Genomic DNA, 15,193 nt, shown 5'->3' on the forward strand with positions numbered 1-15,193 from the left:
CTATCACTCCTCACAAAGCTTATTTGCAAGATAGGCCTGTCCCAATGCAATCCCTTGATCATTGATGGGAATATAAGAAGGTATGATAGGTTTTAAGCCTAATCTTTTTAAACTAATAAAAGTTTTTTCCAGTAAAACACGATTTTGAAATACTCCTCCCGCCAAAATTACTTTTTGAATACCGTATTGTTTATTAACAATTTTGCCAAGCCCCGCAATCATCTCAACAATAGTATTATGAAACTTGCCGGAGATAACTTTTTTATTAACACCCTTTTTTAAATCGGCAAGAACATCAAGCAGAAGAGGTCTAAAGTCAATTTCGTAAGGAATTTTTTCCTGTAATATTGTAAAATCATAGCATCCCCGTTCACTTCTGTCGGCAATTGTTTCAAGTAAAATTGCAGCCTGTCCCTCGTAACTTATGGTGGTTTTTAAACCAAGCAAAGCACTAATGCCATCAAAAAGCCGTCCGACGCTGGAAGTAAAAATTTTCTGCTTTGCCAAACGTTTTTGCGCAAACTCTAACTCCATCCTTTCAATATCCTGAAAAATTAAATTACCTACATCCACCTGCACCTCGTTTAATAAACTGAGGGCAGATTTCCAGGGCTTTTTAATGGCCTCATCCCCATCCAATAAAGGAAAATATTTTAAATGGGCTATTCGCTGGTAGTTTTCTGGCGTAAAGGCTACAAAAAACTCGCCTCCCCAGATCATCCCATCTTCACCGTAACCGGTTCCATCAAAGATTACCCCCATAAAGGGAGCTTTTATTCGTTTTTCAGCAACAACTGCAGCCAAATGGGCTTTGTGATGCTGAATTGGACACTTTTTAAGCTTAGAATATTTTTCTTCCACCAGTTCCGAAGAAAAATAACCGGGATGCAAATCATACGCCACTATTTGGGGAGTAAATTCAAAAAACCTGCAAAAATCGTCTATACCTTTCATGTATGCTAAGCGCGACGGTAGATTATCTAAATCGCCAAAATACTGGCTTAGATAAACATAATTATCCTTAGTGATGGCAAAACTGTTTTTTAACTGACCGCCTAAGGCTAAAATTCCCTCTTTCATCCCCCGTACTTTAAGAGGTAAAGGCGCAAGTCCCCGAGCCCGTCGTAAAATTACTGGGCTTTTTTTATAGACCATTGCCACCGAATCGTCCACCGGACGTAAAATCGGCCGATTATTAACTACAAAAAAATCGGCAATATCTTTTAACTTTAAAAAAACTTCATCGTCTTGATAAACTATAGGTTCTTCTGAAAGATTGGCACTGGTCATTATTAACGCCTCAAAATGCTCCAACAAAAGATAATGAAAAGGGGTATAGGGAAGCATAATACCTAAATAGTCGTTGTCCGGGCTTACTTCCTTAACAATTTTTGAACTTTTCTTTTTGCGGCATAAAACAATCGGGCAAACATTAGAGGTTAAAAGCTTTTCTTCCGCTTTTGATATATATACATGCTTTTTTGCCGCCGTTAAATTTTTTACCATCAGGGCAAAAGGCTTTGCTTCCCGGTGTTTACGCTGTCTTAAAAGTAAAACCGTCTTTACATTAAAAGGATCAGCCGCCAAATGGTAACCACCAAGCCCTTTTAATGCAACAATAAACCCCTTTTTTAGTAATTCTTGCGTTTTATGGATGACTTCACCGTCTTTAGCCAGTAAATTTTTTTCTTTATCATACAAGAAAAGCCTAGGCCCACAAGCAGGACAAGCAACCGGTTCGGCGTGAAAACGCCTGTCTTCGGGATTCCTGTATTCTTTAGCACATTCCGGACAGAGGGGAAATTTTTTCATTGAAGTATGCGGACGGTCATACGGTAATTTTTCAATAATCGTATAACGCGGCCCGCAATTGGTGCAATTTATAAAGGGATATTGATATCTCCGGTCAGAAGAATCCCTTAATTCCTGCAAACAGTCATCGCAAACTGGTAAATCGGCGGGAACAATCAAAACCCCTTTTCGGTCGCGCTGACTTTCAATGATTTCAAAGGTTTCAAAATTACCGGATAGGTTTAAAGGCATTACCGAAATTTTTTCAATAACCGCCAAAGGCGGTTTTTCCTTTTTAATTGCCGTTAGAAATTTATTTACATTTTCTTCCTCACCTTCAGCTAAAATTTCTACTCCTGCCAGGCTATTTTTAACCCAGCCCTTTATCCCCCACTTCCGGGCAATCCGCCAGATAAAAGGACGAAATCCGATTCCTTGCACCAATCCCGAAACTACAATTTTTTTAGTAACTTTCATTTATGCGCCGCCTCTTTTGCTTCGAACCTTTTCTGCTATAAACATAATTAGCGGTTCTAACCCTTCTTCCGTACGAGCACTTACATAAAAACGTTGCTGGTTGGGATTTATAGCTTGAAGGTCTTCTTCGTATTGTTTTAAATCGAAGTCAACGTAATTTAAAAGATCAATTTTATTGAGTACCGAAACTGCCGCTTCCCGAAAAATCACCGGATATTTCAATGGTTTATCATTTCCTTCGGTAACACTCAATATGACCATTTTCATATCTTCCCCCAAATCAAAACCTGCAGGGCAAACAAGATTTCCCACATTTTCGATAACCAATAGATTAATCTCGTCAAGGGGAAGTTTTTCTAACACCTGGCTTATCATATTGGCATCGAGATGACATCCACCTAAGGTATTAATTTGCAAAGCGAAAACGCCGGTTTTTTCTATTCTTTCAGCATCTTTAGTAGTGGTCAAATCTCCTTCAATTACAGCCGGTTTTATATCAGGAGGAAGTTTCGGCAAAATTTTTTCTAAAAGCGTAGTTTTCCCGGCTCCGGGAGAACTAATGATATTAATTACGAAAATATTTTTTTCGTTAAATATCTTCCGGTTCAGAGCAGCTATAGCATCGTTTGCCTTTAAAATATTGGTGGTAAGTTGAACCTGCATTTTTATTCCCCCTCATAGTAGTCGATTAACAATTCGTCTCCAGCTATTATTTTAACATTACTACTAAAGCAGTGCGAGCAGTAAGAAGAAAAACAATCTATCGTACTTATTTTCCGACAATTCCGGCAAAAGATCTGGGCTTTTACCTGTTCAATTTCCAAAACAGCATTTTTCGCCAGAAGGTCCCCTTTGGCCGCTTCAAAGGCAAGCTCTAAAGCTTCCGGTAAAGCATTGGTTAGCTCCCCAACTTTTAACTTGACTTTGGTAATCTTTTGAATGCCATTGGCCTTTGCACTTTCCCGGAGAATTTCCAAGACACTTTCCATTAAAGCAGTTTCATGCATAACAACATTACCCTTCCCTTCAAAAAGAGAAAACCGGGTTAATACCCGGAACTTAACTCCTTTATGATTTCTCTTTTTACTTTTTCTTTCACCGCTTCCAATTCAGGGCTTAAATCTAACCCCCAGCCCATTTCCTTTGGCTCAACACCATAAATAATGATTTTATTTAAGGAGGAGGGGTCCTGAAACTTAAGCATTCCCAAAACCTCCATCAAGCCTACCTGGTGTAGGGAAAGGGAAAGGGGAAAATTAATCTCAATATCTGTAGGCTTGAAGCGGTAAACAGTTCCCGGGACACCTCCTCCCTGGACCGCATCGACAATAATGACCTTATCCTTACCCTCGATAAAATCAAGAAGGTCTAAAGAAGCGGTGCCACCATCAATAAATTCGACATCTTCTAAATGGTATTCAGCTGCTAACTCTCTAACAATGTGAACGCCAATCCCTTCGTCTTTAAATATGCTGTTACCTATGCCCAAAACTAACGTTTTTCCCAAAGAAATCACCTACATGGTTTGCCTTAATTGTTCCTTTGTTACCACTGTCTCTTCCTCATCAACGGTAACATAGCCGGTAATCATCGATTTGATAATCCCCAAACCTTCGGTTAAATCGAGATACAAATGGATGGCAACTGTTATGACAAAAATCCAGTTTACTAAATAGTGGATAAGCCGGGCAATGTTTAAACCACCAAAGAGGTAAGCTAAAGTTGGAAAGGTATCAGGTTTATATAAAGCAAGTCCAGTCAAGATTTGTATAATCAGTAAAACACCCCACCCCGAATAAACTAACTTTTGTCCCGGGTTGTACTTCCCCCAGTTAGGGTGTTCATCAGTCAAGAACAGATAATATCTTAAAAGGGCCGGAAAGTTTTTTAAGTCTCTAAATCTAAACCAGATATTTTGATAATCTTTGGTAGCAATTGCATAATAGACCCGAGCTAATAATCCAGCCATGACAACGTACATCATATAAAAGTGAAGCTTTCTTGCTGCATCCATAGTTGAAAAGAAGTTGTACTTTAAAGGATTGTGAATATAAAAGCCTGAAATAATCAATGAAGTGATTGCTATCATATTAACCCAATGGGTTACTCTAATAAACAGGGGATGGCGCAACACCTTCCGGGCCATGATCACACCTCCTAATAAATTTTGAACTTGCCTAAATCCTGACCCGGAGTAAACAGGTGAACGGCACAGGCAAGGCACGGGTCAAAAGCCCGAACTACCCGAGCCACTTCTATTGGATTTTCCGGATCCCTTACCGGTGTCCCGATTAAAGCTTGTTCTATTGGCCCCAATACTCCGTTATCGTCCCGGGGAGAAGCATTCCAGGTAGTTGGCACCACCGCCTGGTAATTGGCAATTTTGTAATTTTTAATTTTAATCCAATGCCCCAATGCCCCCCGGGGAGCCTCCGTAAGCCCCATCCCTTCACTCTCCTTGGGAATTTCAAAGGGAGTGTGGGTTGGTTTACCTGGTTCAAGCTCTAACAACCATTCATCCATAGCATGGGCTACCCTGGAGGCTTCCAGGGCTCGTGCTAAGTGACGGCCCAACACGGAAAAAGCTTTCTCGCCAAGACCTTTTATTTTACTCTCTCCACTTATCCACATTCGTGCCAGCGGTCCAACTTCCATCGGATGGCCATCATAACGCGGAGCTTTCATCCAGGAATAGGCTCCATCTTTACCCGGTTTGGGCGCTGTAACTCCTTCCCTGGGGTGCTTCTGGGAATTGGCATCATCAAACCAGGAATATTTTAAATGTTCGGTAATTTTTTCAGGATTCAGTTCTTGTTCTTGGCCATTTATATAAACACCCGCTTTAAAAAATCTTTCGCTACCATCTTCTTTTTGGGGGAAACTACCATAACTCATAAGATTTTGGCAGCCCCTGCCAATCTCAAAATAATCTTTATAATATTCAGCAATCGTTAAAACATCCGGAATATAAACGTTATCAATAAACGAAATGAGTTCTTTTAAACGCGAACGAAAATCAATAATCTTCTGCGCATCAACAGTTTCCGAAGACCCTCCGGGTACTATCCCTACCACATGTGGCATTTTTCCACCAAAAATCGCCAACATCTCATGAGCTTTTTTTCTCATCTCCAAGGCTAATATATAATGTTCAACCGCTTTTTGGTTAACCGCAGTCGGTAACCGGTAATCCCCTTCATAACGGGGGATAAACGGTGAAGCGTCCGGCCCTTTGACATAGTCTAAAGCCGTTAAGTGGTAAAAGTGAAGTATATGTGATTGCAGGTAATTAGCTCCAAAAATTAAATTTCTTAAAATCCGGCCATTTTTTGGTGGGTGAATCCCAAAAGCGTTGTCTAAATTAAAGGTGGCAGCGGTAGCATGAGCGGTAGGACAAACCCCGCAAATTCTTTGCGTAATTTGTTGGGCATCCCGTGGATCCCGTCCTACCAAAATAGTTTCAATTCCCCGGTAAAGGACTCCCGAACTTTTGGCATCTACAACTTTACCCCCGTCAACCATTACTTCAATTTTTAAATGTCCTTCAATCCTCGTAACCGGATCCACAACTATTTTTTGGGCCATTACTCTTCACCTTCCTTTTTCTTTTTCTTATGTCCACCCAAGCGGCCAGTAGCAATATTGCCAATTAAATGAGCACCAAGCCCAATAGCTGTAGCCGCTCCAACCACTTCACCAAAGGTATCCGCCGAAGCGGAAATCCCCGGTAATTTAATTTCCGGCATTTTTTCGTAAATCGGACCGGTCTTATCCGGAAATCCCGGCTCAGTACAACCGATACACGGGTGACCTGCTTTTATACACCAATTTACCCCACCGTTCCAAAGCCTTGTAGGACAATCAGAATGGGTTACAGGTCCCTTACAGCCTAAAAGAAGTAAACATCCCGGCTCGCTAAAATCCTTGGCAAAAATACTGTTGTCAAAATACTGGCGTCGTGGGCAGTTGTCGTGAATTATACCTTCGTAAAACATCTTGGGCCGACCAAATTTATCGGTTTTCGGAAGTTCATTGTACAAAAGCACATGCGCCAAACTTCCAACAAACCAGTCAGGATGTGGTGGACAACCCGGGATATTCAGTACTTTCTTGGGGTCAATTATCTCAGTTACTGGAACACATCCGGTGGGATTGGGGTCAGCTGCCGGAATACCACCAAAAGCAGCACATGTACCAATTGCAATAACCGCTTTGGCCTTTTCCCCCAGTTCTTTTACCACTTCGCTAAAATAAAGTTCCCGACCGTCTTTTTCACCAATTGAGCAGTAAACCCCGTTATCTTTTGTTGGTACTGCACCTTCGACCACCAAAAAGAATTTACCTTTATTTTTCTCCGCTTCACCTAAAAAAGCTTCAACAGCGACATGTCCAGTAGCAGCGCTTATATTGGGATGGAATTTTAAGTTAATAATCTCTAAAAGAATTTCCTTAATATCCGGATGGACGGAGTTTAACAGGGAAACCGAACATCCGGTACAGGAAGCTCCCTGAATCCAAATAACTGGCGGCTGACCCTTAGCGGCATTTTCCAGGGCATAAGCAACTTCCGGAACACTCTGGGACAACCCAAGGGTCGCAGCGGTAAACGACGCAAACTTTAAAAATTCCCTTCTGGATATCTTGTTCAATCCCGAAACCCCCTCTTATTAATTTTCGCAATAACCTCTTTCTAGCAATTTTTATACCAAAATAAAAAACCCCGGATTCCTTAATCCGGGAACATAAATTTGTCTATTTTTTAGACAGTTTGTTGCAAAAATCCTTGAGTTTCGTAATTTTTAATTAATTTGTCTATTTTTTATACATGTCTATTTTTTAGACATTTAATCTTTAAGCTATAACTTTCGCACAAACTTGTGAAAATAATAATTTTCTCAGGATTATGTTATAAGTTTTTTTTATATGCTTTTTCATCCAGGTACAAGTTGAGATTTAAGCTTCAATTCCATACTCCTTGATTTTTTGATACAAAGTAGCCCGGGGAATACCCAGAAGTTTTGCACAGGCTAATTTATTATAGTTAGTAGCTTTTAAACCCTCAATTATAAGTTTTTTCTCAACTTCCGCTACTGCCTCCTTGAAAGTTGTAATTTTTGTAATTCTCTCCCCCGACAGCGCTTTGGAGGTTAACTGTGCAGGAAGGTGTTCAGGTTTTATTAAATTGCCCTCGGCCAGGTAATAGGCACGTTCAATAACGTTTTGCAACTCGCGAATGTTTCCCGGCCACGAATAATTCATTAAGATATTCATAGCTTCGCTCGTTACAATTTTGGGAGCCATTTTTCTTCGCTCACAAAATTCGTTCATAAATCTATTAACTAACAGCGGGATATCATCCCGGCGTTCGCGTAAAGGCGGAATATTTATGTTAAAAACATTTAAACGGTAATAAAGATCCATCCGGAAACGGCCTTCTTTTACCAATTTGGCAAGCGGTTGATTGGTAGCAGCAATAATTCGTATGTCCACCTTTCTCGGCGTGTTACTACCAATCCGTTCAAATTCGCGATTTTGAATAAAACGTAAAAGTTTAACCTGCATACTTAGTGGCATATCGCCTATCTCATCGAGAAATAATGTTCCCCCATCAGCCTGTTCTATTTTTCCCGCCTTACCTCCTCTTTTAGCACCGGTAAAAGCCCCTTCTTCGTAGCCAAAAAGCTCCGATTCAAGCAAGCTTTCCGGTATTGCAGCACAATTTATGGCTACAAACGGCTTGTCCGCCCTCTCACTTAAATAATGGATAGTTCGGGCCGCAATTTCCTTACCAACTCCACTTTCTCCTTGAATAAGCACATTACCATCGGACATGGCCGCTTTTTCAATTAATTTTTTTACTTCAATTATTTTTTCAGTCTGGCCGGTAATACCATCCAAATAGTATTTTTTGCGATTTTCCATTTCGTATTTATTACGATAAAACTCCGCTTCACCCCGGGTTTTCTTTAATAAAAAAGGAAGGCACATATCAATTTCCGCAAGTCCCTGATATACAGCTATCGCCTTTTCCCGACAAGAATTATATCCGCAAGCTCCACAATTTAATTCATCTTCGGGGGTAAATTTATCGGTATAAGCCAAGATCTCTCTTATTTCTTCTTCGGTGGGCAACGGTAGTTTTCTGGCTTTTACCGTATATCTTGCTCTAAAGGTTCCAGCAGGTTTCTTGGACAAAATTGTTTTATTCCCTTTACTTAATTCTAATAAATACTGTCGTCTTTCGATATACGTTAATTCACTATCTATTTCCGGCCCATCGATACATCCTCTGCAAAATAATAAATCGTAAAACAATACTCCCGACGTTCTATTATTTGTAAGGCTTTCTAAAGTCTCGATTATTTGTTCCTTTCCTTCCACTGAAATACTCCGCCGGCTTTCAATTTCATAACCTCGTTGTTTTAAGGACAAAATTAAACCTCCAGGTATTGGAAAGGACTGAGTAAAGTTTCGCGGATACTCGTAAGTATCCCCACCATTGACACCTTTTAACAATTCCTTTATTTCTTTAAAAGTTAAAACTGCATCAATATAATTTTCTCTAAAATTTAAGGCCTCATTTTTCTTAGCAATACAGGGACCTATAAAAACCAAAAACGCATCCGGTTCCTCCATTTTTATATACTTTGCTAATGCTTCCATAGGTGATTTTATAGGAGCCAAGTGATTTACCAAAGTTGGATAATGTTTTTCAATTAAGGATACAATAGCAGGACAGGCAGAACTAATAACATAATCCTGTGTTTCCTTCAAATATTTTCCGTACTCCGGTAAAATTATTTCAACTCCAGCGGTTACTTCCTCCACTCTGGTAAAACCAAAAGCTTTTAACTTACCGTGGACCTCCCCGGGTTTTAACGGATAAAAAGACACCGGGTAGGAAGGGGCCAAAAGCGCTATTACTTTGCCACCGTTTTTTATTTTTTCTAAAACAATTTCTTTAAACGAATAAATTTTTTTTGCCCCCTGACTGCAAACCCGAACGCAATTGCCGCAAGCAATACATCTCTCCTCTAACACTTCCGCTTTTTGCTCTTCAATTTTTATTGCTTTAACCGGACAGTTTCTAACACAAGCATAGCAAGCTTTGCATTTTTCCTTATCGGTTGTTACAATTTGCAATCTACGCACCCCCTAAAGGTTTTAGAGCCCGTTCTAAAATTCCTGCATCGTAAGCAAAAAGCATGCCGTAATTAATTATTTTAATACCCTTTTCTTTAAAAAACTCAATTCGTTTTTCCATTTCTTCCTGGGTTAACATACATCCTCCACAGTGAATTGCCAAATCCAAATCACCGTTAATTTTAAACTCTCTTCCTTTGTAAAACGTATAATTAAAATTTAACCCGGTAAGTTTTTTTAAAATTGCTGGTATTTTCTCCGAACCAATATCATTTTTCTGAACGTGGTGAACACAGGCTTCAAAAATTCCAATCTTTGCACCCTCTTCTAAACGCTTCATATGCTGTATTCCTTCCAAAAAAAAGGCAAGTTCGCCGCGAAATCTCGCCATAAGTATTGAAAAAGATGTTAAAGGAATCTTATCCGGAAGTTGTTCCCGAACCTGAGCAAAGGCCTGAGAATCAGTAATAACTAAGCCAGGTTCCTCTTTAAGACTTAAAAATAGCTCTTTTAGGCTTTCCGGTTGAACCACATGCGCTATAATATGATAATCTAAGAGTTCTCTTAACACAAGCATTTGGGGTTGAATTAGCCTACCTTTAGGGGCTCCAGCATCGATTGGTATCACTAAGACAACGGATTTTCCCTCAGGTACTAAGTCCGCTACCACTGTTTTTTGAACTTTTTCCTGAAGATTTTGAACTAAAAAATTACGCACCGCTGAACTTGCACCATTTTTACAATCATGAAGTAAATAGGGAATATTAAATTTTTCAAAAAACTTTTTCCAAGATTCTAAGTTTTCCGTTTTGCTTTCAACCATATTAATAATCCCAATTATCTTTTTCGTGGTTTGATTCTCTTCAATAAACTGTAATTCCCAATCCTCCGGCTTAAATCCTGTATTACCAACCAAAATAACAACACTACAAGTAGCTAAAACTTCTCGGGTTTTAGCCTTTCTTATTTCTCCCAAAACGGAAGTATCGTCCAATCCTGGTGTATCGATAAATTCAACCGGACCATAAGGTAAAAGTTCAAAAGCTCTACGGTTAGGATCGGTGGTAGTACCAGGAATTGAAGAGGTTATGGCTCTTTCCTCACCGATAATATTGTTTAACAATGTTGATTTCCCAGCATTACACCGTCCAAAAATACCAATCGTTTTCCGAAACAGTCGTAATGAATTTTCCATATTCATCACCTATATAAATACATCTTTTTCGCCCTTTAAAATGTACTCAATAGCCCGCCCTATGCTTTCAAAGTTGGGTAAGTCCTTTACCACCTGCAACAAATATCCATTACCTTTTTTATATAGTTCAGGATGCTTGTCTCTTATCTCATAAAGATATTCCGCAAACGAAAAAAGCGCATTGGGAGTACAAAAATCTTTGATCTGCCCTCGGTCAGCCAATCCCATAAATGTTTTTCCAGTTCTTCGTTTGCGATAGCAGGCGGTACAAAAACTGGGAAGAAACCCTTTATCAATTAAAACCTCGACAATTTCTGCTAAGGAGCGATGATCCGAAAGTAAAAATTGTTGTCTTTCTTCTTCGCCTTTTTTTCCCCGGTATTCTCCCGGACCGGTTTGGGACGCAGCACTCATTTGGGAAACACCAAGTTCTACTAATTCATCCCGTAAATGCTGCGGTTCCCGGGTAGATAGAATTATGCCGGTGTAAGGCAGCATTATTCTAAGTAGAGCGACTATCTTTTTAAATTTGTGGTCACTTATCTTATAGTCATTAGAAAATACCGAATTCAGTGCAGGCTTTAAACGCGGAACCGAAACTGTATGAGGTCCAATTCCAAATTTTTTCTTTAGATAATCGGCATGAGCAATAACTCCAAGTAATTCAAAAAGCGGATCTCCAAGCCCAAATAACGCTCCAATTCCTATATCATCAATTCCCGCTTCGATCGCCCGCTCAACAGCGGTAAGCCTCCAGAGAAAGTTTGTTTTCGGACCCTCCAGATGGACTTCGCGGTAAACTTCCGGATTATAGCTTTCCTGAAACAGCTGGTACGTTCCAATTTTTAGTTTTTTTAAGCGCTCATACCCCTTAAGGGTAAGAGGAGCTATATTTACATTTATTCTCCGAATATCTACCTCGGAATAGATAGCAGGAATTATTTCCTCTAAATAAGATAATGTTTTATCTTCCGGTTCCTCTCCCATAACTAACAGGATGCGCGTATGTCCCATCTCCCGAATAGCTTTAGCCTCATCCACAGCCTCTTCCAATGGCAGGCGAACACGAGATAATTCCTTATTTTCCCGACGAAAACTGCAGTAACTGCAGTTATTAATGCAAATATTGCTTAAATAAAGGGGTGCAAATAAAACAATTCTTTTACCGTAAATCTCTTCTTTTACCTTCCTGGCCTGCCAAAATAAAATTTGATCTAACTCTTCAGTGTCATTGGCAAAAGCTATGCCCGCTTCAATCAGGCTTAGGCGCTCTCCCTTTTGCAATTTTTGAATTATTTGGGAAATCTCCTCCTTGGGATTCCGGTTAACTTTATTTACAATTTCATAAGTTCTTTGCACTAACGTGATAATTTCCTGAGTCATCTTTTAATCCCTTCTTTTTTTGATATTTTTTATTAATAATAACTTTTTTTAACACAAAAAAAAAGAGCGCAAATTTGCGCTCCTTAGTGTTAAATTCCTTTAAAAACTAATTATCTACTGCCGATAGAGTTTTCCTCATTAAAGCCATTTTATTGTGACTTTTGTAACTTTTGAGAGCAAAATATAACCCTCCAATTCCGATAATTCCGTTTATAGCCACAAGACAAAGCATTAGAAATACAATTATATATACAACCATCGTTATGCCACCTGCCTTTTAGTTAAATAGTATTTTTTCCAAAACTTTCTTTTAATTATATTGTAAACGATGTTTGTTATTGTGTCAACTTTCACTTAATATTTTTTTATTTTATAAATTTTCTGTCACCACTTAAAAAACAGGGCAAATTGCCCTGCTTTGTATCAATAATCTTCGCCGCTAACCAACCCCTGCATTATTAAAACACCGGAACTGGTCCCCAGTCTCGTTGCCCCGGCTTCGATCATTTTAATGGCATCAGCAAAGGACCGTATTCCCCCGGAAGCTTTAACTTCTGCTTTTTCGCCTACAGTCCGTTTCATTAAACGAACATCTTCAACGGTTGCCCCTCCGGTTCCAAACCCCGTTGAAGTCTTTACAAAATCTGCTCCCGCTTCAACAGCCAATTCACAAGCTTTAATTTTTTCTTCATCGGTTAGGTAACAGGTTTCGATAATGACCTTAACCACAACGGTGGGATTTTTTCCCTTTGCCGCACTTACTACCTCTTTTATGTCCTCTAAAACTTCTTCGTACCTTCCCGCTTTTAAAGCACCAATATTAATTACCATATCAACTTCCAATGCTCCATTTTCAACGGCCCAGGAAGCTTCATAGGCCTTTACCGCAGTGCTGGTTGCCCCCAGCGGAAAGCCAATTACAGTACAAACTTTAATTTCAGAGTCTTTTAATAATTGGGATGCAAACGGTACAAAAGCAGGATTAACGCAGACACTCTTAAAATTAAACTCCTTAGCTTCTTGACATAATTTTTCAATATCGGCATAAGTTGCCGTCGCTTTTAAGAGAGTATGGTCAATCATTTGCGCAATTTCAGTAGAACTTACCATTAATTTTCCTGGTCATCCAAACTGTGCAAAACTGCATCAGTTTAGAAGGTTGGGGTATTTGTTGTCCGCCTTTCAGACTGTCCCAGCCCCAACTGGCGGAATTTGGGACAGCCATAGCCCCTGCCCCAAGAAGCAGGAACTGGCCGTGGCCTTTCAGCCACCTTCTCCCATACCGCTTACGAGTATTCTCTTCAGCGGATCTACTACCTCTTTCTCCTCTGCCTTTGGAAATAACCGTGCCTGTATTGTTATGACTTACTTCACGGCTTTCACCACATTTACGATTTTGTACAATTAAACTTTATCCATTGCTGAGTAAGTATTATTGCACTATTCTGCATTGTTTGGCTTAACTGTTGCTGCCTCCTTCTCTAAGGTAAAGTAATAAGGTAAAATTTGCTCTAAAGTAAATTCTTTTATGTCCCCTGCCAGATTAGCTAAGTAAATTGTCTCAATCTTAAATTCGGCCATGAATTGACGGCAAGCGCCGCAGGGCGAGATAGGTCCTGGTGTGTCCCCTACTACCAGAATGGCTTTTAACTTTTTCTCACCTTCACTTATTGCTTTTGTTATAGCTACCCTTTCGGCACATATAGTTAGCCCGTAAGAGGCATTTTCTATATTAGCCCCTTGATAAATTTTTCCCGACTCTCCTAATACTGCAGCACCAACTTTAAACCCCGAATAAGGAACATAAGCATTTTCTCTGGCTTCTTTGGCTTTTTCATACAATAGGTTTTTTAAATCAGACATATTTCTCTACTCCCTTAGACGTCACCACAGCTTTAATAAATGGAGCCTTTTGAGGGGGCCTACTATCAATTTTAAAAGCTGCAAATACAATTTTTTGCGCATCTTCCAATTTCTTTTCATCATTATAGTGAAGTTCGGCTAAGACATCTCCTCTTAGCACTTTATCTCCAACTTTTTTCCTTAAAACAATCCCAACACTGTGGTCAATTTTGTCTTCTTTCTTTGCCCTGCCAGCTCCTAAGTACATGGCACCTAAACCAACCTTTAACGCATCAACCTCAATAACAAAGCCTTCTTGTTCCGCTTTAATTTGGGATATCGCTTGAGCTTTTGGTAAAAGCGCAGGGTCGTCAATTTGGTGCACATTACCTCCCTGGCTTTTTACAAACTCTTTTAACTTGGCAAAAGCCTTACCCGATTGCAATGCTTCTTTTAACATCTCCTTACCGGTTTCAAAAGTATCGGCCTTCCGGGCGAGAAAAACCATATATCCACCTAAGGTAAGACAAAGTTCTGTTAAATCCTCCGGCCCTTCACCCTTTAAGGTCGCTATTGCCTCTTTCACTTCCAAGCTATTACCCACGGCAAACCCCAGAGGTTCACCCATTTCTGATATAACAGCGATCGTTTCTCTCCCAACCCTCTCGCCGATCTTCACCATGGCTTGTGCCAACCGAATGCTTCCTTCTAAATCCTTCATAAAAGCTCCGCTACCGGTTTTAACATCTAAGACTATGGCATCGGCGCCACCAGCAATTTTCTTGGACATGATGCTGGAAGCAATCAGCGGGAGACTATCCACCGTAGCTGTTACATCTCTTAAAGCGTACATTTTGCCATCAGCTGGAGCAAGTTTTGCCGTCTGCCCTATAACCGCTATACCTATATCATTAACCTGCTTTATAAACTTTTCCGGGGATAAAGCTACATTAAATCCGGCAATGGATTCTAACTTATCTAAAGTTCCACCGGTGTGTCCCAAGCCGCGTCCGGACATTTTGGCAACCGGAACCCCCACCGCAGCCACAAGCGGTGCTAAAACTAAAGTTGTTTTATCACCTACACCCCCGGTACTATGCTTGTCAACCTTTATCCCGGAAATTGCTGAAAGATCTACTTTATCCCCGGACTCCACCATTGCCATGGTCAAATCGGCAACTTCTTCATCGTCCATTCCTTGAAAATAAACTGCCATTAGGAAGGCTGCCATTTGGTAGTCAGGAATCTCACCCCGGGTAAAACCATGGACAAAAAAGTAAATTTCCTCTTTAGAAAGTTTTTCTCCGTTCCGTTTTTTCAAGATAATGTCGTACGCTCTCATTTTTTATCCCTACCTTTGCC

General features: G+C 40.0%; 14 protein-coding genes (1 of these 14 only partly in view). All 14 read right to left on the reverse strand.

The genetic code is table 11. The annotated features are described in order from the left end of the window. Positions 1-3 precede the first annotated feature (3 nt). Positions 4-2,268 carry a carbamoyltransferase HypF gene (gene hypF, locus CARFE_RS0109080; protein WP_028052537.1) on the reverse strand — a complete coding sequence of 755 codons (2,265 nt, stop codon included), beginning with the start codon at positions 2,266-2,268 and terminating at the stop codon, positions 4-6. After that, positions 2,269-2,931, reverse strand: coding sequence for a hydrogenase nickel incorporation protein HypB (hypB, locus tag CARFE_RS0109085; RefSeq protein ID WP_028052538.1), 663 nt, complete (start codon positions 2,929-2,931; stop codon positions 2,269-2,271). A 2-nt stretch (positions 2,932-2,933) separates the two neighbouring features. After that, positions 2,934-3,275 (reverse strand): hydrogenase maturation nickel metallochaperone HypA/HybF, encoded by a 342-nt coding sequence (locus CARFE_RS0109090; protein WP_028052539.1) that lies wholly within the window; start codon positions 3,273-3,275, stop codon positions 2,934-2,936. Positions 3,276-3,313: 38 nt separating this feature from the next. After that, complete coding sequence (locus CARFE_RS0109095) at positions 3,314-3,775, reverse strand: HyaD/HybD family hydrogenase maturation endopeptidase (protein ID WP_051250257.1); 462 nt, start codon at positions 3,773-3,775, stop codon at positions 3,314-3,316. 9 nt (positions 3,776-3,784) lie between these two features. Then, a complete protein-coding gene (gene cybH, locus CARFE_RS0109100; protein ID WP_028052541.1) occupies positions 3,785-4,414 on the reverse strand; it encodes a Ni/Fe-hydrogenase, b-type cytochrome subunit in 630 nt (209 codons plus the stop codon). A gap of 11 nt (positions 4,415-4,425) precedes the next feature. Continuing rightward, complete coding sequence (locus CARFE_RS0109105) at positions 4,426-5,853, reverse strand: nickel-dependent hydrogenase large subunit (RefSeq protein ID WP_028052542.1); 1,428 nt, start codon at positions 5,851-5,853, stop codon at positions 4,426-4,428. Further along, positions 5,853-6,917, reverse strand: a complete 1,065-nt coding sequence (locus tag CARFE_RS0109110; protein WP_028052543.1) for a hydrogenase small subunit — start codon at positions 6,915-6,917, stop codon at positions 5,853-5,855. The genes CARFE_RS0109105 and CARFE_RS0109110 overlap by 1 nt, the downstream gene beginning before the upstream one ends. A 304-nt stretch (positions 6,918-7,221) precedes the next feature. After that, complete coding sequence (locus CARFE_RS0109115; RefSeq protein ID WP_051250258.1) at positions 7,222-9,420, reverse strand: sigma-54-dependent Fis family transcriptional regulator; 2,199 nt, start codon at positions 9,418-9,420, stop codon at positions 7,222-7,224. Continuing rightward, positions 9,413-10,606, reverse strand: coding sequence for a [FeFe] hydrogenase H-cluster maturation GTPase HydF (hydF, locus tag CARFE_RS0109120; RefSeq protein WP_028052545.1), 1,194 nt, complete (start codon positions 10,604-10,606; stop codon positions 9,413-9,415). Before hydF ends, CARFE_RS0109115 begins: the two co-directional genes overlap by 8 nt. Before the next feature lie 9 nt (positions 10,607-10,615). Continuing rightward, the gene (gene hydG, locus CARFE_RS0109125; protein ID WP_028052546.1) at positions 10,616-11,989 is read right to left on the reverse strand and encodes a [FeFe] hydrogenase H-cluster radical SAM maturase HydG; all 1,374 of its coding nucleotides are present in this window, start codon (positions 11,987-11,989) and stop codon (positions 10,616-10,618) included. A gap of 423 nt (positions 11,990-12,412) precedes the next feature. Beyond that, positions 12,413-13,099, reverse strand: coding sequence for a deoxyribose-phosphate aldolase (deoC, locus tag CARFE_RS0109135; protein ID WP_028052547.1), 687 nt, complete (start codon positions 13,097-13,099; stop codon positions 12,413-12,415). 330 nt (positions 13,100-13,429) lie between these two features. After that, positions 13,430-13,852 (reverse strand): cytidine deaminase, encoded by a 423-nt coding sequence (locus CARFE_RS0109145; protein WP_028052548.1) that lies wholly within the window; start codon positions 13,850-13,852, stop codon positions 13,430-13,432. Further along, positions 13,845-15,173 carry a pyrimidine-nucleoside phosphorylase gene (locus CARFE_RS0109150; protein ID WP_028052549.1) on the reverse strand — a complete coding sequence of 443 codons (1,329 nt, stop codon included), beginning with the start codon at positions 15,171-15,173 and terminating at the stop codon, positions 13,845-13,847. The genes CARFE_RS0109145 and CARFE_RS0109150 overlap by 8 nt, the downstream gene beginning before the upstream one ends. A 9-nt stretch (positions 15,174-15,182) precedes the next feature. Next, positions 15,183-15,193 carry the 3' end of a class II aldolase/adducin family protein gene (locus CARFE_RS0109155; protein WP_028052550.1) on the reverse strand. Its footprint extends 622 nt past the window's final position, so 11 of the gene's 633 nt are visible here — the last part of the coding sequence; the start codon falls outside the window, past its right edge; its stop codon occupies positions 15,183-15,185.

It is taken from the genome of Carboxydothermus ferrireducens DSM 11255 (assembly GCF_000427565.1).
Taxonomy (GTDB): domain Bacteria; phylum Bacillota; class Z-2901; order Carboxydothermales; family Carboxydothermaceae; genus Carboxydothermus; species Carboxydothermus hydrogenoformans.

Bases quoted from the DNA above. Each gene is read 5' to 3' on its own strand.
- hypF (WP_028052537.1), bottom strand. From the start codon at position 2,268: ATGAAAGTTACTAAAAAAATTGTAGTTTCGGGATTGGTGCAAGGAATC.
- hypB (WP_028052538.1), bottom strand. From the start codon at position 2,931: ATGCAGGTTCAACTTACCACCAATATTTTAAAGGCAAACGATGCTATA.
- CARFE_RS0109090 (WP_028052539.1), bottom strand. From the start codon at position 3,275: ATGCATGAAACTGCTTTAATGGAAAGTGTCTTGGAAATTCTCCGGGAA.
- cybH (WP_028052541.1), bottom strand. From the start codon at position 4,414: ATGGCCCGGAAGGTGTTGCGCCATCCCCTGTTTATTAGAGTAACCCAT.
- CARFE_RS0109105 (WP_028052542.1), bottom strand. From the start codon at position 5,853: ATGGCCCAAAAAATAGTTGTGGATCCGGTTACGAGGATTGAAGGACAT.
- hydF (WP_028052545.1), bottom strand. From the start codon at position 10,606: ATGGAAAATTCATTACGACTGTTTCGGAAAACGATTGGTATTTTTGGA.
- hydG (WP_028052546.1), bottom strand. From the start codon at position 11,989: ATGACTCAGGAAATTATCACGTTAGTGCAAAGAACTTATGAAATTGTA.
- deoC (WP_028052547.1), bottom strand. From the start codon at position 13,099: ATGGTAAGTTCTACTGAAATTGCGCAAATGATTGACCATACTCTCTTA.
- CARFE_RS0109145 (WP_028052548.1), bottom strand. From the start codon at position 13,852: ATGTCTGATTTAAAAAACCTATTGTATGAAAAAGCCAAAGAAGCCAGA.
- CARFE_RS0109150 (WP_028052549.1), bottom strand. From the start codon at position 15,173: ATGAGAGCGTACGACATTATCTTGAAAAAACGGAACGGAGAAAAACTT.